General features: G+C 48.2%; 20 protein-coding genes and 1 pseudogene. 12 read left to right on the top strand and 9 right to left on the bottom strand.

The window, feature by feature from the left end; translation table 11 throughout:
- Window positions 1–176: 176 nt before the first annotated feature.
- Entirely contained in the window at window positions 177–1,856 is a 1,680-nt protein-coding gene (locus ACO6V5_RS21255; protein WP_422409933.1) for an endonuclease/exonuclease/phosphatase family protein, read from the bottom strand.
- Window positions 1,857–2,123: 267 nt separating this feature from the next.
- Here ACO6V5_RS21255 and ACO6V5_RS21250 point away from each other — a divergent pair, with 267 nt between their 5' ends.
- Window positions 2,124–2,396 (top strand): hypothetical protein, encoded by a 273-nt coding sequence (locus tag ACO6V5_RS21250; RefSeq protein ID WP_422409931.1) that lies wholly within the window; start codon window positions 2,124–2,126, stop codon window positions 2,394–2,396.
- Here ACO6V5_RS21250 and ACO6V5_RS21245 read toward each other — a convergent pair.
- The 3 genes and pseudogenes from ACO6V5_RS21245 to argH all read right to left on the bottom strand — a co-directional run.
- Window positions 2,345–2,626, bottom strand: a pseudogene (locus ACO6V5_RS21245) (argininosuccinate lyase); the annotation flags it as partial. The gene ACO6V5_RS21250 and the pseudogene ACO6V5_RS21245 sit on opposite strands and share 52 nt — an antisense overlap.
- A gap of 118 nt (window positions 2,627–2,744) precedes the next feature.
- Entirely contained in the window at window positions 2,745–3,827 is a 1,083-nt protein-coding gene (locus ACO6V5_RS21240) for a Fic family protein (protein WP_422409929.1), read from the bottom strand.
- A gap of 152 nt (window positions 3,828–3,979) precedes the next feature.
- A complete protein-coding gene (gene argH / locus ACO6V5_RS21235) occupies window positions 3,980–5,359 on the bottom strand; it encodes an argininosuccinate lyase (RefSeq protein ID WP_422135783.1) in 1,380 nt (459 codons plus the stop codon).
- 255 nt (window positions 5,360–5,614) lie between these two features.
- On the opposite strand from argH, the gene ACO6V5_RS21230 reads away from it, so the two are divergent.
- Together ACO6V5_RS21230 and ACO6V5_RS21225 are read left to right on the top strand one after the other, a co-directional pair.
- Window positions 5,615–6,715 (top strand): sensor histidine kinase, encoded by a 1,101-nt coding sequence (locus tag ACO6V5_RS21230; RefSeq protein WP_422135784.1) that lies wholly within the window; start codon window positions 5,615–5,617, stop codon window positions 6,713–6,715.
- Window positions 6,693–7,427 (top strand): LytR/AlgR family response regulator transcription factor, encoded by a 735-nt coding sequence (locus ACO6V5_RS21225; RefSeq protein ID WP_422409926.1) that lies wholly within the window; start codon window positions 6,693–6,695, stop codon window positions 7,425–7,427. Before ACO6V5_RS21230 ends, ACO6V5_RS21225 begins: the two co-directional genes overlap by 23 nt.
- An 18-nt stretch (window positions 7,428–7,445) precedes the next feature.
- Here the strand turns inward: ACO6V5_RS21225 and ACO6V5_RS21220 are convergent, their stop codons facing one another.
- Window positions 7,446–7,937, bottom strand: coding sequence for a DUF29 domain-containing protein (locus tag ACO6V5_RS21220; protein WP_422135786.1), 492 nt, complete (start codon window positions 7,935–7,937; stop codon window positions 7,446–7,448).
- A gap of 177 nt (window positions 7,938–8,114) precedes the next feature.
- On the opposite strand from ACO6V5_RS21220, the gene hemC reads away from it, so the two are divergent.
- The 9 genes from hemC (at window position 8,115) to trmB (ending at window position 15,170) form a co-directional block, all read left to right on the top strand.
- Window positions 8,115–9,035, top strand: a complete 921-nt coding sequence (gene hemC / locus ACO6V5_RS21215) for a hydroxymethylbilane synthase (protein WP_422409924.1) — start codon at window positions 8,115–8,117, stop codon at window positions 9,033–9,035.
- A 13-nt stretch (window positions 9,036–9,048) separates the two neighbouring features.
- Window positions 9,049–9,825 (top strand): uroporphyrinogen-III synthase, encoded by a 777-nt coding sequence (locus ACO6V5_RS21210; RefSeq protein WP_422135788.1) that lies wholly within the window; start codon window positions 9,049–9,051, stop codon window positions 9,823–9,825.
- Entirely contained in the window at window positions 9,822–11,168 is a 1,347-nt protein-coding gene (locus ACO6V5_RS21205; RefSeq protein ID WP_422135789.1) for a uroporphyrinogen-III C-methyltransferase, read from the top strand. The genes ACO6V5_RS21210 and ACO6V5_RS21205 overlap by 4 nt, the downstream gene beginning before the upstream one ends.
- Window positions 11,165–12,412 carry a heme biosynthesis HemY N-terminal domain-containing protein gene (locus ACO6V5_RS21200; RefSeq protein ID WP_422139217.1) on the top strand — a complete coding sequence of 416 codons (1,248 nt, stop codon included), beginning with the start codon at window positions 11,165–11,167 and terminating at the stop codon, window positions 12,410–12,412. The genes ACO6V5_RS21205 and ACO6V5_RS21200 overlap by 4 nt, the downstream gene beginning before the upstream one ends.
- Window positions 12,409–12,789 carry a DUF423 domain-containing protein gene (locus ACO6V5_RS21195; RefSeq protein WP_422135791.1) on the top strand — a complete coding sequence of 127 codons (381 nt, stop codon included), beginning with the start codon at window positions 12,409–12,411 and terminating at the stop codon, window positions 12,787–12,789. The genes ACO6V5_RS21200 and ACO6V5_RS21195 overlap by 4 nt, the downstream gene beginning before the upstream one ends.
- 56 nt (window positions 12,790–12,845) lie before the next feature.
- Window positions 12,846–13,328, top strand: a complete 483-nt coding sequence (locus ACO6V5_RS21190) for a DUF29 domain-containing protein (protein WP_422135792.1) — start codon at window positions 12,846–12,848, stop codon at window positions 13,326–13,328.
- Window positions 13,329–13,394: 66 nt separating this feature from the next.
- Window positions 13,395–13,853 (top strand): hypothetical protein, encoded by a 459-nt coding sequence (locus ACO6V5_RS21185; protein ID WP_317144599.1) that lies wholly within the window; start codon window positions 13,395–13,397, stop codon window positions 13,851–13,853.
- Window positions 13,854–13,859: 6 nt separating this feature from the next.
- On the top strand, window positions 13,860–14,372 hold the full coding sequence (locus tag ACO6V5_RS21180) for a hypothetical protein (protein WP_422139219.1): 513 nt from the start codon (window positions 13,860–13,862) through the stop codon (window positions 14,370–14,372).
- An 81-nt stretch (window positions 14,373–14,453) separates the two neighbouring features.
- Window positions 14,454–15,170: a tRNA (guanosine(46)-N7)-methyltransferase TrmB gene (trmB, locus tag ACO6V5_RS21175; protein ID WP_422409920.1), complete on the top strand. Its 717-nt coding sequence runs from the start codon at window positions 14,454–14,456 to the stop codon at window positions 15,168–15,170.
- A gap of 48 nt (window positions 15,171–15,218) precedes the next feature.
- Here trmB and ACO6V5_RS21170 read toward each other — a convergent pair whose 3' ends face one another.
- The 4 genes from ACO6V5_RS21170 to ACO6V5_RS21155 all read right to left on the bottom strand — a co-directional run bounded on the left by ACO6V5_RS21170 (window position 15,219) and on the right by ACO6V5_RS21155 (window position 17,937).
- On the bottom strand, window positions 15,219–15,548 hold the full coding sequence (locus ACO6V5_RS21170) for a DUF3392 family protein (protein WP_422135794.1): 330 nt from the start codon (window positions 15,546–15,548) through the stop codon (window positions 15,219–15,221).
- An 83-nt stretch (window positions 15,549–15,631) separates the two neighbouring features.
- Window positions 15,632–16,771, bottom strand: coding sequence for a radical SAM family heme chaperone HemW (gene hemW / locus ACO6V5_RS21165; protein WP_422409917.1), 1,140 nt, complete (start codon window positions 16,769–16,771; stop codon window positions 15,632–15,634).
- Between the two features lie 72 nt (window positions 16,772–16,843).
- Complete coding sequence (locus ACO6V5_RS21160; RefSeq protein WP_422409915.1) at window positions 16,844–17,464, bottom strand: XTP/dITP diphosphatase; 621 nt, start codon at window positions 17,462–17,464, stop codon at window positions 16,844–16,846.
- Window positions 17,461–17,937, bottom strand: coding sequence for a DUF4426 domain-containing protein (locus ACO6V5_RS21155; RefSeq protein ID WP_422409913.1), 477 nt, complete (start codon window positions 17,935–17,937; stop codon window positions 17,461–17,463). The genes ACO6V5_RS21160 and ACO6V5_RS21155 overlap by 4 nt, the downstream gene beginning before the upstream one ends.
- Between the last annotated feature and the right edge of the window lies 1 nt (window position 17,938).

Raw genomic sequence — 17,938 nt, 5'->3', positions numbered from 1 at the left:
AATACCTTTGCAGACCAACTATTGTAACAAACATGGATTTTGGAAAGCACGACTTGAAAATTCTCTCCCAACTGGGGATCTAGCAAAACTCTGGTTCCCATGCTTTAGGCCCTGTGGGTTAGTGCATTACCTTCGAGTTTGAAAGCGGTAAAAAACTGCATTACAGAAATTGAGTTTTACCCGGTGTTCGACCCAGACGTTCCGGAAACAGGATTCATACTTTGCCTGACTATTTTTTCGAGCTGGTTAAGCTCGTTCACAATCACAGGCACCCTTTCGAACTGATCCCTGAGTTTAGCAATTTTACGTAAGGGATTGACGCCTGCGAACTCTGGATCAAGTATGTTCTCACTGATCTGATTACTGGGCTGATGACCATAGGCATGCTTCAGTTTATTAACCAGTTCCCTGACCTCCGGGGTGTTAAAATCCTCCGGCTTCAAACCGGCAATGGTAGCAGAAAATCCTTCCGTTTCCCGGTAGATAACCGAAACTGGCAAATGGTCAGATAGCCCGCTTTCCAGGTTATTATCAATATCAAGTCCCATTTGCCGTATTTCTGCATGAGCTGCCCATTTTTCTTCAGAGTCCCCATACACCATCTGGTAATCATAAATACACTGCTCTGCCACCCTGGGACGTTCTTTCCAGCGCCTGCTGCCCCAAGGTTTATCTATTCTGTTTCCGGCTCCAAGATACCATGAGCCATTCGGCTCCTGGCGATCCTTCGGCTTGATGGTATCCTGGTCGCTATTGACAAAAAATGACTCGCTGCGCTCAGCCAACCGGGTATCATTTTCCTTATCATGGGTATCGTAATAACTGTTGGAAAACTTTTCCCCCAGTGCCTGCATGGCGTTTTCATACTCCGACTTTTTACTCATCACCCCCTGCTCGTCTGACCGTGCGCTGTTCAGGTCTCCCATCAGGAAGGTGCCATGATGATGTACGTCATTACGCCTGTCGTTATTGCTATCCTCCTCAACCCAGTCTCTTACCTGAAGCAACTCCTCATAGCGAATCGTCTCATAGGTTTTTCCGTCTTTGGCCTGAAGGTGCGTATTATAAACCACGGCCGTTTTATCGTTACCGAGATCCAGCACGATCCGCAACAATCCTTTATTGGCCAGCTGGTCTTCCGCAGCCAGATCAGAGAAAGGCCTGAACGTTGCCTCCTTTACGGGATATTTGCTGGCAATGGCCAGACCACTGCTCAATCCGGTTTCACGGGGGGCAACACTGTGAACAATATGATGGTAGTGACCACTGAGATCCTTACAGAGCTGCTTTGTCGCCTGCTGGTCAAACGCCTCCTGAAAGCAGACAACATCAGGAGCAACGTCAGGATTGCGGGTTAATGCTTCGGCAATCTCATGACTGCGCTGCTGTGATGAGCGCAGGTCGTTCAGATTACGGATAAACGAGGGCATCAGGCCAATGTTATAGGTCATCAAATGCAGGCCCCGCTCAGGATCATAAACGGTGGGTGGAACTGCAGACTGAATCAGGGAAATTTCGTTCCTGAACAGATTGCCGATCATGCGCAGGGAGAATCCCATCATTCCCAATGCCAGCGAGGGCACCAGAAATAGCGTAACTGCAGTTGCCCGGGCTACCTTTCTGGCCCACAGTGGTACATTTTGCTTCTGTTTTTCACTCTCGGAAGTCGTATTGCTTTTGCCTGGCCGTTCATGGGCAAACAGCATTGTTGCCGAATCGGCGACCAGCGAAACCGGTCGGGACAGAAACCGGCCAATATAATGGCAACCACGACCAAAACGGTTGTGAGAATAAACATAGTCATTATCACTGGGTAGATAATGGGTCTGTGCTTTAGATGGCTGAACTGCAGGCATACAGTTTCCTCTGGTTTGTCTGCTGCTTATATCCGCCATCGACAATTACTCTTGCCACTTAATGGCTTTCGTACCGTTTTTTCCTCGGAACTGCCTGCGCCAACCGAAAAATGTCATTTCCGGGTATTTTTTAAAGCCAGGTACTGTGAGACGGCAATTGCATGACGATCAGAGCTGCTTTTTGCGAATGGGAGGTGCCTGCGATCTGATCCATACCAGCAAAAGCTTCGGGGTAAAACTCTTTTAAAGTCCTTAAGAAGCCAATCCATGCAGCCTAACTTTGAAAACGTTGTTTACCAACTTGAAAACAACATCTTCCCTGAAAACTGGGAGTGGATCACCTGTTCCACACAGGCCAAAATGGTGCGCAATAATGATTGCCCTGCTCGCTATTTCAAAGAGTTTATAAACAAGAGCAACTTGGAAAAACTTAAGTCCAAAGTCAGAGGCACTCGTTTTGAATTTTGGGTGAAACAGGGCGAGACGGTCAACTCTCCCAGACTCATCTCTGACAAGCCCTGGCTCTGCTCAATACCATAGACCACTGCTCTGCCAACTACTTCGAAGGCATTGCGCAGTGGCGTGCCTTGTCTAGCCAGCTAATCTGCCAGATCAATCAGGGTGCTGAATCCAATACGAGCAGCTTCTTGCATGTTTTCTTTCTTGGAATGGATATGTGGAGTTATATCAGCAAAGGCTCGCAGGCAGTCTTTGAAAGTATCTGCTTAATAAAACAGTGCTTCCTTATCTTCCTGATTGTCCTTGTTGTATGTGGGTAACCTTAGACTTTACAGCCTGATACCACACTTCTTACATGCAGGAATCCGAAATACCTTCACTAACCAATCAGACATCCTAACACCCCCTCGCCAGAGAATCGCTCTCCAATCACTGACCAATATTCAGAAACAGTGTAACCAGAGGTTCGTTAATATAATAATTGCTTCGCCCCATTTTTTGCTTAATCAAAAACCCCTTACCACACAGCTGATTCAGGTATTTGGTGGCAGTCAGTCGGCTGACATTCAGTTCTTTCTCAATAAACTCTATTTTTGTGTAAGGGTGACAGAACAGATGGTTGAGCAGATCCTGACTGTAAATTTTGGGGAGTTCTTTACGCATTCTATGCTTTACAGCCTGCATCCGGTTTTTTATTTCATCAATCAGAGTTGTTGTTTCTTTTGATGTTTCTGATATGGCTTCAAGCATGAACAGTAACCAGCCTTCCCACTCCTCATGGTCTCTCACTGCTTGTAATCGTGAGTAGTACTCAGCCTTGTTGCGAATAATATAACGGCTTAAGTAGAGCACTGGCAGGTCCAGTAACTGTTGAGTGATCAGGTAAAGGATATTGATGATTCGACCTGTTCGGCCATTCCCGTCGTAAAATGGATGAATACTCTCAAACTGGAAGTGGATAACCGCCATTTTTACCAGTGGATCATTGTCTGAAAGCTCATGGTCGTTGAGATAAGCCACCAGGTTTGCCATCAGTGACTCAACCTTTTCCGGATTTTGAGGAGGGGTATAGACGACTTCACCCGTAGAGGTGTTTTTTAATTCAGTTCCAGGCAGTTTGCGTAAGCCTGCCCTGTTTTCTTCCAGTGTTTGCTGAATATCGAGAATGTCCTGAAAGCGAAGCATCCCTGTTTTCCTGACAGTGTCGAAGCCACGACTCAATGCTCTGGCGTAATTTTTAACTTCCTTGGTTGCAGGGCTATAGGGTGACACTGTCAGGTCGTTTTTAAACAGTTCATCATGAGTTGTGACAATATTCTCCACTTCTGAGCTGTCTTTGGCTTCCTGAAGCGTCAGGGTGCTGACCAAAATGGTTTCATTAGGAATGGAGCGAACTACACCTTTCAGTTCTGCCAGATGCCGGTGAGCTAAAGCCAGTTTTTTTAATACCTGCCGTGTTTCCAGCTCATTTTCTCTGGGCAGGGGAAGCCCTTCCGGTTGATAAGGGGCCACAGTTACTCCCAATATGTATAGGAAAGTGCCGTTTTCTATACAGGTTATCAGAACATGTATAGAAAACCGATATTCTCTATACATATTTGTTGGATCTGTATAGAAAAACAGGACTTCTTATACATGTTCAGCGCTCAGGCAAATGAAGGAAATTACTGACTTAAAGCCTGCTTCACAGCCAACCTCACCTGCTGCGGCGCAGTCCCGCCTATATGATCCCTCGCAGCAACAGACCCTTCCAGTGTCAACACATCAAACACATCTTCCTTAATAGAGTCTGAGAAAACCGTGAGTTCTTCCAGAGTCATCTCTGACAAGTCCTTGTTCTTCTCAATGCCGTAGGCCACTGCTTTGCCAACCACTTCGTGGGCGTTGCGAAATGGCACGCCCTGTCTGACCAGGTAGTCTGCCAGATCGGTCGCGGTGCTGAATCCGCGGCGAGCCGCCTCTTTCATGTTTTCTTTCCTGGACTGGATGTGTGGAACCATATCGGCAAAGGCTCGCAGGCAGTCTTTTAGGGTATCTACGGTATCAAACAGTGGTTCCTTATCTTCCTGATTGTCTTTGTTGTAGGCCAGTGGCTGAGATTTCATCAGCGTCAGCAGGCTAACCAGGTGACCATTCACCCTTCCTGTCTTACCTCTTACCAGTTCGGGGACATCCGGGTTTTTCTTTTGGGGCATGATGGATGAACCGGTACAGAAACGATCGGGCAGATCAATAAAATTAAACTGGGCTGATGTCCAAAGTACCAGCTCTTCCGACATACGCGACAGGTGCGTCATCAGCAGTGCACCCACCGAACAAAATTCTATGGCGAAGTCCCTGTCGCTGACAGAGTCCAGTGAGTTTCTGGATGGGCGATCAAAACCTAAAGCCTTGGCAGTGAATTCACGATCAATCGGATAGGTTGTGCCTGCCAGTGCAGCTGCTCCCAGAGGCGATACGTTAACCCGCTTTCTGCAGTCCTGTAGACGTTCGCTGTCTCTTACCAGCATTTCATACCAGGCCATCAGATGATGTCCAAATGTCACGGGTTGTGCGGTTTGCAGATGAGTGAAGCCCGGCATAATGGTGTCAGCTTCCTGCTCTGCCAGATTCACCAGACCTGTCTGCAAACGTTTTAACTCATCACCTATATGGTCAATTTCTTCCCTGAGCCACAGACGAATATCGGTCGCTACCTGATCGTTTCTGGAACGGCCGGTGTGCAGTTTCTTACCCGCATCACCAATTCTGTCTGTCAGTCTGGCTTCAATATTCATATGAATATCTTCCAGCTCGATAGACCAGTCGATGTTGTTGTTTTCTATATCTTTCAGAATGCTTTCGAGCCCATCCAGAATGGCTGACAGCTCATCCTGGCTCAGAATGCCTGATTTTTGCAGCATTCGAGCATGAGCCATCGAGCCTTCTATATCGTGACGATAAAGGCGACGATCAAAATCAATGGAGGCGGTGAATCGAGCAACAAATGCATCCACACCCTCGCTGAACCTTCCGCCCCACTGCTGATTGCTGCTATCAGACATGTTCTACCTCTTTCTTTGTTGGCTCATGGCTGTTGGTTAGCTCATGGCTGTTTTGCGTTCTGCAGGCTGATTTCTTGATGCCAGCAGCATCATTGTTCTGATTTTTATAGCCAGCCTGTGGATGACTGAAGCTGGCTGCGGCATTATAAGGGTAACCGGGTGATTTTACATAGCGCACCCAACCAAATAAGAATAATTATTCTATTTTTGTGAATTTTTATAAATTTTCAAATACCAGAGACAGGATGCTCCCTCTTGCCATTTAAAACCACCAGGAACCAGGATGAAGACGACTTTTTCCTGCCGGATTTATGCTCTCCCGGTGCCGTCTTTATGTTGGTTCTGGTCTCTGAGCTTTTTGTCCTTATTCAGGTACTCACTTTGCCCGGCCCGGGTGATCTTGACTGGAACCGTCTGGCCATGACTTCCATGTTTGTCCAGTGGATCTCTCTGGTCTCAGGTGCTGTTCTTTGCCGACTCAGGCCCATTCTGAAGCGTCAGAAGCTGACAGTTATCATCAGCAGCTGTCTTGGCGTCGTGGCTACCACCACGCTGATATTCACGCTCGCAGCCCAATGGTTTCTGTGGCGGGATGCTTTTATTGACACCTACCCGGAATGGACCCAGCTGATCAGACATGTCACTGTTGCCCTCATCATCACAGCCATGCTGCTGCGCTATTTCTATGTTCAACAGGAAGCCAGAAAAGAGCAGAAAGCCAGCCACACCGCTCGCTTTGAGGCTTTGCAGGCTCGAATCCGCCCTCACTTTCTTTTTAATTCGATGAATATCATTGCCAGTCTGATTCATATTGACCAGGACAAGGCCGAGCAGGCCGTTGAAGATTTATCGGACCTCTTTCGCTCCAGCCTTCAGGATCATGGCAAGAATATTACCCTGAGTCGGGAAATCGAGCTCTGTCAGCGCTATTTAAGAATTGAGCAGCACAGGCTGGGAGACCGTCTGCAGACCCGGTGGAATATTGAGTTAACCCCTGAAGAGGTTGACATTCCGCCCCTTACTCTGCAGCCCATTGTTGAAAATGCGGTTTATCATGGCATCCAGCCACTGGAAAAAGGTGGCACTGTGAGTGTAGATATTCGCAGGAGCAACGATAACATCACTATCAGAGTCCGAAACCCGGTCCAGAGTAGCCCTTCCAGTTTTGCCAAAGGGGCTCAGGGTAATCAGTTGGCTCTGGCAAATATCCGCTCCAGACTGAATATGCTTTTTGGTAACAAAGCCAGTGTAGAAGCTCAGCTGTTTGAGGGTGAGAGTGGAAATACCCAGGAGTTTGAAACATTGATCACTTACCCTTACGGTGGCGATAACCATGAACATACTGATCACCGATGATGAACCGCTGGCAAGAGACCGTCTGCGACATTTGTTGGGACGTTTAGAAGGCTTTCAGGCTCTGGAGTACGATGCAGGTAATGGCATTGAAGCCCTTGAGCTTTGTCGTAAATACCAGCCAGACATTGTCTTGATGGATATTCGTATGCCTGTTATGGGAGGCCTGGAGGCGGCCGCTCATATCAGCAAGCTGGAGCGTCCACCTGCTATCATTTTCTGCACCGCTTATGACACTCACGCCATTGAAGCTTTTCAGGTTCAGGCGGTTGGCTATCTGCTGAAGCCTGTCAAGCTTGAAGATCTGCAACAAGCGCTGACCGGAGCCGCTAAAGTTAATCGATTGCAGCTGGCCAGCCTGAAAGATAATCTGAACGATAACGCCCGCAGCCATATCGCAGCCAAGACGCTCAGAGGGATAGAGCTGGTTCCTCTGGATGATATCTACTACTTTATGGCAGACAGCAAATACATCACGGTCTATCACAAGAACGGTGAAGTGCTCATTGATGACCCACTGAAAGACTTGGAGTCCGAGTTTAGTTCCAGATTTGTTCGAATCCACAGGAACGCTCTGGTGGCCAGAAAAGCGATAGAGAGGATGATTCGTGACGAGCAGGGTCACTACTCTATCCAGCTCAGTGGTGTCGAAAAGCTTCTTTCAGTAAGCCGTCGGCATGTGCCACTGATGAAGAAGTTTATGCAATCACTGTGAGGCCTACGGGTGCCAGGCTTAACTGAGCCTGGCTTGTGGTAAAAAGTCTTCGCCCATAACCTGCTCAAGTGTCCATGGGCAATCTTCGGGGAAGTCTTTCGTGGTAAAATGTCTTGAATCCACATAACTGTTTAACCCCTTGGCAGCCAATATTCGGGCCTGCTGGTAAGCCTCAAGGTAGATAGCCTGTTGCTTTGACTGCAGGTTGGGATTATCTGCCAGGACCGCTGCTGCGGCATACCTCTGAATTTGAATTGTATCCACCCAGCTGCGAAACCAATGATCCATATCCCTGAGGTCATTGACCTGATTCTGCTGAAAGTCCCATTTTAACAAGTGGCTAAGTAGCTGAATAAGGTGTCTCTTGAAAGCTCTTGGCTCACTCTTTCCCATATCAGCTAACTCTTCCAGCAAATTTCCAAGATCAAGCTCATCAAAACGCCTGGCAGCCAGCAGCTTTTTCTGTTCTTCAATCCAGAGCATGTAATCGGTTTTATAAAGGTCTGTCATAAGCGCCTCCACTGGAATAACAAGCTAGTTGCTATTTTAACCTCCGGCAACTGCCTTCAGGAAAAGTAACGGTTGGTCACAACTACAGACTATCGTATTATCCCAGTCTTCATAGGACCACTCAGCCATCGTTGCCCTTTTTTGTAGATTGAAAGTTTATTGATTGAAAGCCTCCCCATGAAAACCATCCGCATCGCGACAAGAAAAAGTGCCCTGGCCCTCTGGCAGGCTGAATACGTAAAAGAGCGTCTGGAGTACTTTCACCCGGGTATCCGGGTGGAGCTGGTAAAGATGACCAGCAAGGGTGATCGGATTCTGGATTCACCTCTGGCCAAAATCGGTGGCAAAGGCCTGTTTGTAAAAGAATTGGAAACGGCTATGCTGGAGAGCAGGGCTGATATCGCCGTTCACTCCATGAAAGACGTACCTATGGAGTTTCCAAAAGGGCTCGAGCTGGGTGTTATCTGCCCTCGCGAAAACCCACTGGATGCATTTGTTTCCAACACCTACAACCAGCTGAGCGATCTGCCTGAGGGCGCCATCGTGGGTACATCCAGCCTGCGCCGCCAATGCCAGATCCTTGCAAAAAGACCGGATCTAAAGATTGAATTCCTGCGGGGCAACGTTAACACACGTCTGGCCAAGCTGGACGATGGCCAATACGACGCCATCATTCTTGCAGCGGCAGGATTGATCAGGCTGGGGATGAAAAATCGGATCAAATCGGCCCTGCCCCCTGAACTCAGTCTGCCAGCGGCGGGTCAGGGTGCAGTGGGTATTGAGATTCGTTCTGACGATGAATCGATCAAACAGTTTCTGGCCCCATTGCATCATGAAGAAACTGCAACACGAGTCCTTGCAGAAAGAGCCATGAACCGAAAATTAAATGGCGGCTGTCAGGTACCCATTGGTTGCTACTCTGAACTCATCGACGACCAGCTCTACATCCGGGGCCTTGTGGGTCAACCGGATGGCAAAGTCATACTGAGCGCAGAAGTCTATTGTGCACCTTCCGATGGTGAGAAAGGTGGGGTCCAGCTGGCAGAATCCTTGCTGGCACAGGGTGCAGACCGAATTCTCGCAGAGTTGCTGCATTAATGTGAGCCGTGTCATGATAAACAGCCGTGAGATAAGGGCTTTGGTTACCCGCCCCAGGGAGCAGGCAGAGCCACTGGTTGCCATGATTCAGAACCAGGGGGCCATGGCATGGTCTTTACCAATGATCCAAATCCAACCGCTGGCAGAGAGCCAGACACTGCGAGACCGGATTTTACAGCTGGATCAGTACAGTAAAGTCGTTGTGATCAGTCAGAATGCCGCCAGGCTGGGTCTGGAACATATAGAGAACTACTGGCCACAAATGCCTTTGAAGATCCACTGGTATGCCGTCGGCCCAAAAACACGACGATGGCTTAAGAGTAATGGCATTGATGCGACTTACCCGGAGATAAGACAAAAGCCCGGTGACAGTGAAGCACTGTTGCGACTGGAGAGCCTTCAGCAGGTCAGCGGAGAAAAAATACTGATTCTGAAAGGAAAAGGTGGTAGAGAACTGCTGGAGAACACCCTCAGAAATCGGGGAGCCCAGGTGGATTGCCTGGAACTTTATGAACGCCAGAAGCCCGATTACCCGGAAGATTATCTGAACAGGCTGATCAAAGATCATGCTATTAATGTCATACTGACCAGTAGTGGTGAGATTCTGGCCAATACCGCAGACTACCTTTCTCCGGCTTTAAGCCAGGAGTGCTGTCTGGTGGTTCCCAGCGATAGAATTGCCAGAATGCCAGAGGCTCAAGCATTCAAACGGGTTTATACCGCTCGCGGCGCCGACAATCACGCCATGATCTCGGTACTGAACCTGATTAACAGCGAAGGGTTAACGTGAGCAAGAAAGATCAGAACGCCAGTAAACTCGAGCAGACCGAACCGAAAGAACTGGCCAGGTCAGCAGGGCCTTCCAAAAAACAGGAAAGCAAGCCAACTTCAGCAGGCTCCAGAAAACAGCCTCAAAAATCAGCATCAAAGCCAGGACGAAAGCTGTCTGTCCTGGCCGTGTTGCTTGCAATCATTGCACTGGGATTGAGCGGCGGTTTAGGTTGGCGGCTCATTCATTGGGAGCAGAAACAACCCTCCCTTATTGAGGGGCAGGAACAGCAGCAAACCCAGATTGCGCGACTTCAGGCCAGGCTCGCTGAAATAAACAGTGATCTCACGCCTATCAAAACCGAACTGAGCGAACAGGAAAGTCGAAGTGAACGTTTGCTCAGTCGCACCGACAGCCTGACCAAAAACCTTCAGGAACTCACCGGTAGCAGTCTGGATGGCTGGAAGCTGGCAGAAGTAGAATACCTGCTCAGTCTCGCTAACCAGCGTCTGCTCATGTCATCTGATATCCAATCAGCCAAAGCTCTCCTTAACAGTGCTGACAAGATGCTGCTTGAGTTGGACAACTATAATTTGTATCCCGTTCGGGAAGCACTGGCAGAAGATATAGCTTCTCTCAACAGTCTCCCGGATCTCGATCAGGAAGGGCTCTACCTGAAGCTTGAAGCGCTCACCCGGCAGATTGACCAATTGCCCCTGATGGAAAAAAAGACCCTGCAACAACCTTTAGCAACTGTATCAAAATCTTCTGACATGCCATCCGCAGGCACTCCATCTACAGAAACTGCCAAGTGGCAGACTGTCGCCCTCTCAATGCTGAATAATACCTGGGAGAGCTTTGTCAGCCTGTTCAGGTTCACTCCGGATCGCGATCAGAAAATCACCTCACTACTGACACCCCAAGAGAATATTATCATTCGCCAAAACCTACAGTTGATGCTGGAGCAGGCCAAGCTGTCAGTCCTCTCCAGAGACCAGGCTATCTACAACAGTAGCTTGCAACAGGCTTCAAACTGGATAGAAAAATACTTTCCCCTTTCAGGGTCTCAGGCGACCGCAATGCTGGACGAGCTGAAGGTTTTAGACAAAATCACCGTAAAACCTGTAACCATCAATATCAGCCGTGCTTTGAGCTTGCTGAAATCCAGCCAGTTAAACGATACCCCGGAGAATAAAAAAAATACGACAGGACAAACTGAATCTGCACAGAGTGCTCAGACTGTCCAGAACAGTCCAGCCGAAAAAGCACCTGAAGTGACTGACCAGACAACCACAGAAAACCGGACAGAACATTCTCAGCCCTCAGAAGCACCTGCTAATTCTTCAGAGGAGCCCCGGAAATGAAGAGTTTTATCATCTTCCTGGCGATTCTGGGCATTACTTTTGGTCTGGCAAATACCATGATCAGTGACAGCGGCTATGTGCTTATCTCTTACAACACGACTACGTTCGAAAGCACACTGTGGGGACTGTTTCTACTGATAGGTCTTGCCATAGGTGCGTTATGGCTTGTCTGGATTATCCTGAAACTGATTTTCGACGTCACTGGTTTTATCTATCCAATGACTTCGGGCGCCAAAGAAAGGCGAGCCCGTAAATTAACAACCCGCGGCTTTGTCGAGTTCACTCAGGGACACTGGAAAAAAGCTGAGCGACTGCTTTCGCAGGCAGCGGACTACGGCTCGTCACCCTTACTGAATTATCTTGCTGCCGCCCGAGCGGCTCATGAAAATGATGACCCTGAAGCCTCTGCCGAATACCTTCGCCGAGCCGATCACAAGGAGCCCGGTGCAGAGTTGGCTATTGGTATTACCCAGGCTCAGCTACAACTGTCATCGGGTCAACTGGAGCAGGCACTGGCCACTCTGACCAAGCTGCACAAGCAGGTTCCACGACATTGCTACGTCCTGAAGATGCTGAAGCAGGTTTATACCCGTCTGAATGACTGGCAATCACTTGCAGCCTTGTTACCCAAGCTGAAAAAGCAAAAAATCGTTTCCGATAAAGAGTATCGCACCACTGAGCTTCAGTGCTTTGAGGCCCTTTTCAATCAAGCCTTTAACAATGGCCGCAGTTTTACCTCTCTGGAGCAGAAAATAAAGCCTGCAACTCAAATATGGAACAGTTTGTCGTCCAGTCAAAAACACAACTCTGCCATGATCTATCGATATGCGAAGTGCCTGACAGATCTGGGAGCGGAAGAGAAAGCAGAAGCTCTGCTCAGAGAAAACCTGAAGAAACACTACTGCAGCGACATGGCTCTGCTCTACGGCAAGATTAAGGGCAGGGATGTGAAGAAGCAGCTGCATTTTGCCGAAGCCATGCTCAATGAAAGACCTAACGACGCCGACCTGCTACTGACCCTGGGTCGTCTGTCTCTCCGTAATGAACTCTGGGGTAAAGCCAGGGAATACTTTGAAGCCAGCCTGAGACTCAGCAAACGGATTGATACCTATAACGAGTTGGGCCGCCTTATGGCTCATATGGATGATCATGAAAAAAGCTCTCTGTACTTTCAGGAAGGATTGAGACTTGCAGCGGGGAGTGTTGTTGATCTGTTGCCGACAAAAGTTACGGATAAAAAATGACCCGACTCTACCTGTTACCCGGTGCCCTCTGTGGTTTTTTGTCTGTGGCTCTGGGCGCATTTGGGGCCCATGCTCTGAAAGATCAGCTGTCCGAACGCTACATAGACGTTTGGGCAACAGCGACGGATTACCAGTTCTACCACAGTCTGGCTCTGGTTCTTGTTGCCGTTCTTGCCCTCCACTTCAAAGACTCCAGAAAGCTGAGATGGAGCGCCAGACTGTTTCTCGCGGGTATCATCCTCTTTTCCGGTAGCCTGTATATTCTTGCCATCACCGGAATTGGCTGGCTGGGTGCGATCACCCCACTGGGTGGCATCTCGTTGATGCTGGGTTGGCTTTTTCTGGCCATCTTTGCTGTCACCGAACTTTATGATTAATGTTTTTGATGCTCCGGTACTTTTTGCCTACATTAGGAAGTTCATGGAGGTGATTTATGGATAATCTTTACGAGACAGACTTTTACCAATGGGTTCAGAAGCAAAAACAGCTCTTGATTAACCGCCAGTTTGACCAGCTTGATTTGGAAAACCTCATTGAGGAAGTAGGGGATATGGGTAAGAGTGAGCCAAGATCGATAGAGTCTCACTTGACTACCCTTCTCCTTCACTTATTGAAATATGAATACCAAACCTATCAACTGGAGGATAGATGGATAGCTGAAATGGTCGTCCATACCTGGTACCCCAGCATGGATAATCCCAGGCGTGAAATACGAAAATTGCTCAAACAAAGCCCGTCTCTTCAGACCAAAACCAGCCAGTTGATGCATGATGCTTACGCAGAAGCCAGAATCGATGCCATCAAACAAATGAACAGGTACATCAAGCAAAAAAGCAGAAAACTCAATGCCAGCAGCTTCCCGGATGATTGCCCCTGGACTTTTGAGCAAATAATGGGAGACGACTGGCTACCTTGATCCGGTTGTTGAAGGGAGACGTGAGCATTGCTTTTTGATTGATCCAGACTCCACAGGAGGTCAACCATGTCACTGAGTATTAATCTCGTTAAATACGAGGCAGCCAATGATGGAAAGCTCTACGAAACCAATGCTGACCTCATTGAAACAGCTTTTGTCACTTCATCCTTACTCGAGGAATTAAAGAATCAATTTTCCTTAGCAGAAAAGAATATCTTTGAAGCTCTAGGTTCTGAAGATCACTATTCAATAGACTGCTTTAATGACTCGGATGTTGAAGCCGCTATCAGAAAGCTGGAAGAAATTTTTTTATCCATTTTAAAATCAGATGGAAAAAAGTTACATGGCAAGATGGAACCTGATGCCCCTGAAAACCTCCCTTCCAAGTACTCTGACCCCATTAGCTCAGAGGATATTGAAGACTCAATTAGCCGTTTTAGAACACTCACCAACTTGATAAACGTGTTCAAGTTAAAGCACGACCAGTTCAGAAAGGATGACTCCGCTGTACTCAAGGTTGGATAAAGGTTCATGAGTAAAAATAAAGGTAAGGACGGTGAAATGAGAGTCCTTATAACGCTCGCCAATATTGTTAAAACTGAAGAAGACTGCGATGTCACCCGACACACAAATACGAATACCGCCGATGGTGGTGCGGATTTAGTCCTGGAGCACCCTGAAGGCTTACTCTCATATCTGCATAGAGTTGCAGCCGGGGATGAAAATTTGCAATCGCCAGACTTGTCCAGAGCCCCAAGAGAAAAAACAAGAATTGATGTAAAAACAACGGATAGAAAACTGTCCCCTGACACCATAGTGAAGTTTGCTGGGGATATAAAGCGAAATCCTGACTGTAATGGTCATGTACTCATGGGAGGATCAGGACTGTCAAATAAAGCCAAATCTGATCTTGAAGAAATCAAAACTGCCTATGAAGAAGTTGGAAAAACTGTGCTATATATTTCGAACAAAGGCACAGAGAACCTTGAACACCATTACGGCTTACTGCCTGACCATTCAGATGACAATAAAGAGCAAACCTGAATCCGGTAGCCAAAGGTTTCCAAGTCAACACAGTTTAGGTATCTTACGCCGACTTTTTCATTTGCAGATTATGTACCTCTCATGACCAGCTCAGTTGATCCTGATCACACCCCCGATCCGACTAAACGTCGGGAAATCAAAAGTTTTGTCCTGCGCGCAGGTCGTATGACCACAGGGCAGCGTCGTGGCTGGGATGAATGCTGGGACAAGTGGGGTCTACAGAAAGAAGACGGGCCATTAAACATCAGTGAAGCCTTTGGCCGGGAGGCACCTGTCGTATTGGAAATCGGTTACGGCATGGGACTGTCACTGGTGGCTATGGCAAAAGCCGAAAGCGACAAAAACTTTATCGGTATTGAGGTTCACCGCCCGGGAGTTGGCAGTCTGTTGAATGAATCCCAGCTGGCAGGCGTCACCAATGTTCGCAGCTATTGCGATGATGCCGTTGAAGTGCTTCGCGACTGCATTGCCGACGGCAGCCTGTCCAGAGTTCAGATTTATTTCCCTGATCCCTGGCACAAAAAGCGTCATCACAAGCGTCGCCTGATTCAACCCAAATTTATTGCAGCCATCAGACCGAAACTGGCGTTGGGTGGCGTTATTCATCTGGCCACAGACTGGGAAAACTACGCCGAACAAATGATGGACGTCATGACGGCCGCTGAAGGGTTTAAAAATCAGGAAAGTGAAGGTCAATACGCACCAAGGCCAGATTTCAGACCGCTGACCAAGTTTGAAAAGCGCGGTCACAGGCTGGGTCACGGAGTCTGGGATCTGTTGTTCGAGAGATCAGAATAAACTTTACCCCATGCAGAAGGGGCAGAGTTTCAATCGCTGCTCCTCTTCTCAATGCCCCAGCTTCTCCGACAATATCCCGACACAGACTGCGATTACCAGCAATACCGGAGCGAGAGTGTAATGATTGAAGTAGCCCAGTAAATTGCCGAGCCACTGTGGCACAAAATAGAAGATGGCGCCGAACAGGGCAAGATTCAAAACAGCTCTTGCAGGGATTCTCACTGCAGCATGCAGCCGATTCATCCAGCCACTGCTCCATGAGGCAATAAAACGCCCCACAAATGCCACGGCTACCGCTGTCAGGGCCATAGCGATGACACCAAGATGTTCACGAGCCAACTTTGACAGAAAAATAATGCCGTCTGTTATCCATTCCATAGTTCACCCTCCGTTTTGAGTGCGTAAACAATTCGCAACAGATTCCAAAAAAATGGCGTCCAGTCGCTACCTGAGCGAGAAAATCACCCATTCATAAACAGAGCCAACAGATCATTCAGAAAGAGTCGCCCCTGCTTTGTTGGCTGTAGTCGATCCTGCTCCAGCAAACCTTTTTCAATCGCCAGCTGACATTGAACGTCTATGTCAGAAAGTGCCATTCCGGTTCTCTGCACAAACAATGAGTGATCAACCCCCTGGTTAAGACGCAGAACATTCATCATAAACTCAATCGGCAGATCATCCCTACCCAATATCCTGCTGCCCGCTTCAAAGGGCTTATCCATTGCCAGATAATCGGAAGGCATTCTGGTTTTCCAGTTTCGATAAATCCTGCCCGTCTCCCGCTGGGTGATCTTGCCATGGGCCCCTGCACCAATACCGATATAGTCACCAAACTGCCAATAGTTCAGATTATGTTTTGCCTGCTTGCCGGGTCGGCTGTAGGCCGAAATTTCATACTGCTGATAGCCCGCCTCTGCCAGTAAATCCCACCCTTCTTCCTGGATCGACCAGAGGGTATCATCCTCTGGCAGGATGGGCGTTTTTGAATAGAAAACCGTATTGGGTTCAATGGTGAGCTGGTACCAGGAAATATGAGTCGGCTCCAGTGCAACCGCTTTTTCCAGATCTGACAGGCCATCTTGAATGCTTTGCCCGGGCAGTCCGTGCATCAGATCAATATTGAAGTTATCAAAGCCCATCCCCCTGAGGGACTCAATCGCTTTGCGTGCTTCTTCCGAACTGTGAATACGGCCCAGCGCCTTGAGCTTTTCATCCTGAAAACTCTGAACCCCTAATGACAATCGGTTGATACCGGCTTTTCGATAATCTTTGAACCGATCATGCTCATAGGTGCCGGGGTTGGCTTCCATGGTGATTTCAATACCCGGCGAGAAACGGATTCGCTTTTCCAGCTCAGAGAGAAAACGATCAAAGCCTTTGGCAGACATCAAACTGGGAGTACCGCCACCAAAGAAAATCGTATGCAAGGCTCTCCCCTGGAGAGAACTCACTTCGCTGTCAAAGTCTTCCAACAGGGCGTTGACATAAGCTTCTTCAGGAATACCATCACTGAGTGCATGGGAGTTGAAGTCACAATAGGGGCATTTTTTGACACACCAGGGGATGTGAACATAAAGACTCAATGGAGGGAGTTCGAGCATATCGAGAATCAGGTCAGGTGATTAAAGCAGCCAGATAACATCACCGGCCGCATAAAGAAAAAAAGTCGTCTATCAGGAGCCTTCTTTTAACTGCGCCAGAAGCTGCGCCATGGCTTTGGCCCGATGGCTGATACTGTTTTTCTGTTCCCGACTGAGTTCAGCCGCTGCGCAGTTGTAATCAGGTACATAAAAAAGCGGATCATAACCAAAACCCTGATTGCCTGCAGGCGACTCCAGAATGTAGCCTTCCCAGCTTCCGTGACAGATCACAGGGGTAGGGTCTTCGGCATGACGCATATAGACCAGCACGCTGTGAAAACGAGCGGTTCTTTGCTCTTTGGGTAATCCGTCCAGGCTCTGCAAAAGCTTCTGATTGTTGGCTTTGTCGGTGGCATCGTCACCGGCAAATCGTGCCGAGTAAATACCTGGCTGGCCATTCAGGGCATCCACTTCAATTCCGGAGTCATCAGCAATAGCTGCAAGACCTGAGATTTTTGCTGCATTTCTGGCCTTGATCAAGGCATTTTCTATAAAAGTCAGCCCTGTTTCCTCAACAGAATCTATACCGAACTCACTTTGAGCCAACACTTTAAAGTCAAGCCCCGAGAGCATCTGCTGAAGCTCCCTCAGCTTGCCCTGGTTACCACTGGCCAATACCACTTTTTTTGGCTCTTTTTTTAGCAACGAACTCACTGGCCGCCCTCGTAAAATTTCTGGCTGAACTGAATGGTATGACTCTGACTGGAACCTTCAGGGTGTACTTTGATGGTGAATTTTAGCATTTCTTCATTACTGAACCGGAAACCTGCCAGGTAATAGATGGCATCACCTTCTTTTATTTCCTTGAATTTCAGAGCTGACTGCTGACCCAGAAGGTTGGCGGCATTACCATCAAAAGAGGCTTTTACCGCCTTGCCTTCTTCACTATCCCTGACGTTTCTGATAACCATATTGACCAGACCATTTTTTGGGCCGCGCTCCAGATCATACGTTTTGGCTATGCCCGGCTGAATAAAGGTGCTGGGGAAGGCACTGTAATAGACTTCATAATCGCCAAACCGAGCCGGTTTGTCATTCATGACACGGGCTTCAGGCACCCCGGCAGCATGGGCTCCTGAAAAAACGGCAAGCGCCAACAGTAAACTAAGCAGCCTTACACAAGCCATG

Source organism: Endozoicomonas sp. ALD068, from assembly GCF_049310145.1.
GTDB lineage: Bacteria > Pseudomonadota > Gammaproteobacteria > Pseudomonadales > Endozoicomonadaceae > Endozoicomonas_A.
The sequence above is the reverse complement of the archived record's forward strand: the minus strand, read 5'-3'. Positions and strand labels throughout refer to the sequence as shown.

Excerpts from the sequence above, each read along its gene's own strand:
- ACO6V5_RS21255 (WP_422409933.1), bottom strand. The coding sequence starts at position 1,856 with ATGCCTGCAGTTCAGCCATCTAAAGCACAGACCCATTATCTACCCAGT.
- ACO6V5_RS21250 (WP_422409931.1), top strand. The coding sequence starts at position 2,124 with ATGCAGCCTAACTTTGAAAACGTTGTTTACCAACTTGAAAACAACATC.
- argH (WP_422135783.1), bottom strand. The coding sequence starts at position 5,359 with ATGTCTGATAGCAGCAATCAGCAGTGGGGCGGAAGGTTCAGCGAGGGT.
- ACO6V5_RS21225 (WP_422409926.1), top strand. The coding sequence starts at position 6,693 with ATGAACATACTGATCACCGATGATGAACCGCTGGCAAGAGACCGTCTG.
- ACO6V5_RS21220 (WP_422135786.1), bottom strand. The coding sequence starts at position 7,937 with ATGACAGACCTTTATAAAACCGATTACATGCTCTGGATTGAAGAACAG.
- hemC (WP_422409924.1), top strand. The coding sequence starts at position 8,115 with ATGAAAACCATCCGCATCGCGACAAGAAAAAGTGCCCTGGCCCTCTGG.
- ACO6V5_RS21210 (WP_422135788.1), top strand. The coding sequence starts at position 9,049 with ATGATAAACAGCCGTGAGATAAGGGCTTTGGTTACCCGCCCCAGGGAG.
- ACO6V5_RS21200 (WP_422139217.1), top strand. The coding sequence starts at position 11,165 with ATGAAGAGTTTTATCATCTTCCTGGCGATTCTGGGCATTACTTTTGGT.
- ACO6V5_RS21195 (WP_422135791.1), top strand. The coding sequence starts at position 12,409 with ATGACCCGACTCTACCTGTTACCCGGTGCCCTCTGTGGTTTTTTGTCT.
- ACO6V5_RS21190 (WP_422135792.1), top strand. The coding sequence starts at position 12,846 with ATGGATAATCTTTACGAGACAGACTTTTACCAATGGGTTCAGAAGCAA.
- ACO6V5_RS21185 (WP_317144599.1), top strand. The coding sequence starts at position 13,395 with ATGTCACTGAGTATTAATCTCGTTAAATACGAGGCAGCCAATGATGGA.
- ACO6V5_RS21180 (WP_422139219.1), top strand. The coding sequence starts at position 13,860 with ATGAGTAAAAATAAAGGTAAGGACGGTGAAATGAGAGTCCTTATAACG.
- trmB (WP_422409920.1), top strand. The coding sequence starts at position 14,454 with ATGACCAGCTCAGTTGATCCTGATCACACCCCCGATCCGACTAAACGT.
- ACO6V5_RS21170 (WP_422135794.1), bottom strand. The coding sequence starts at position 15,548 with ATGGAATGGATAACAGACGGCATTATTTTTCTGTCAAAGTTGGCTCGT.
- hemW (WP_422409917.1), bottom strand. The coding sequence starts at position 16,771 with ATGCTCGAACTCCCTCCATTGAGTCTTTATGTTCACATCCCCTGGTGT.
- ACO6V5_RS21155 (WP_422409913.1), bottom strand. The coding sequence starts at position 17,937 with ATGGCTTGTGTAAGGCTGCTTAGTTTACTGTTGGCGCTTGCCGTTTTT.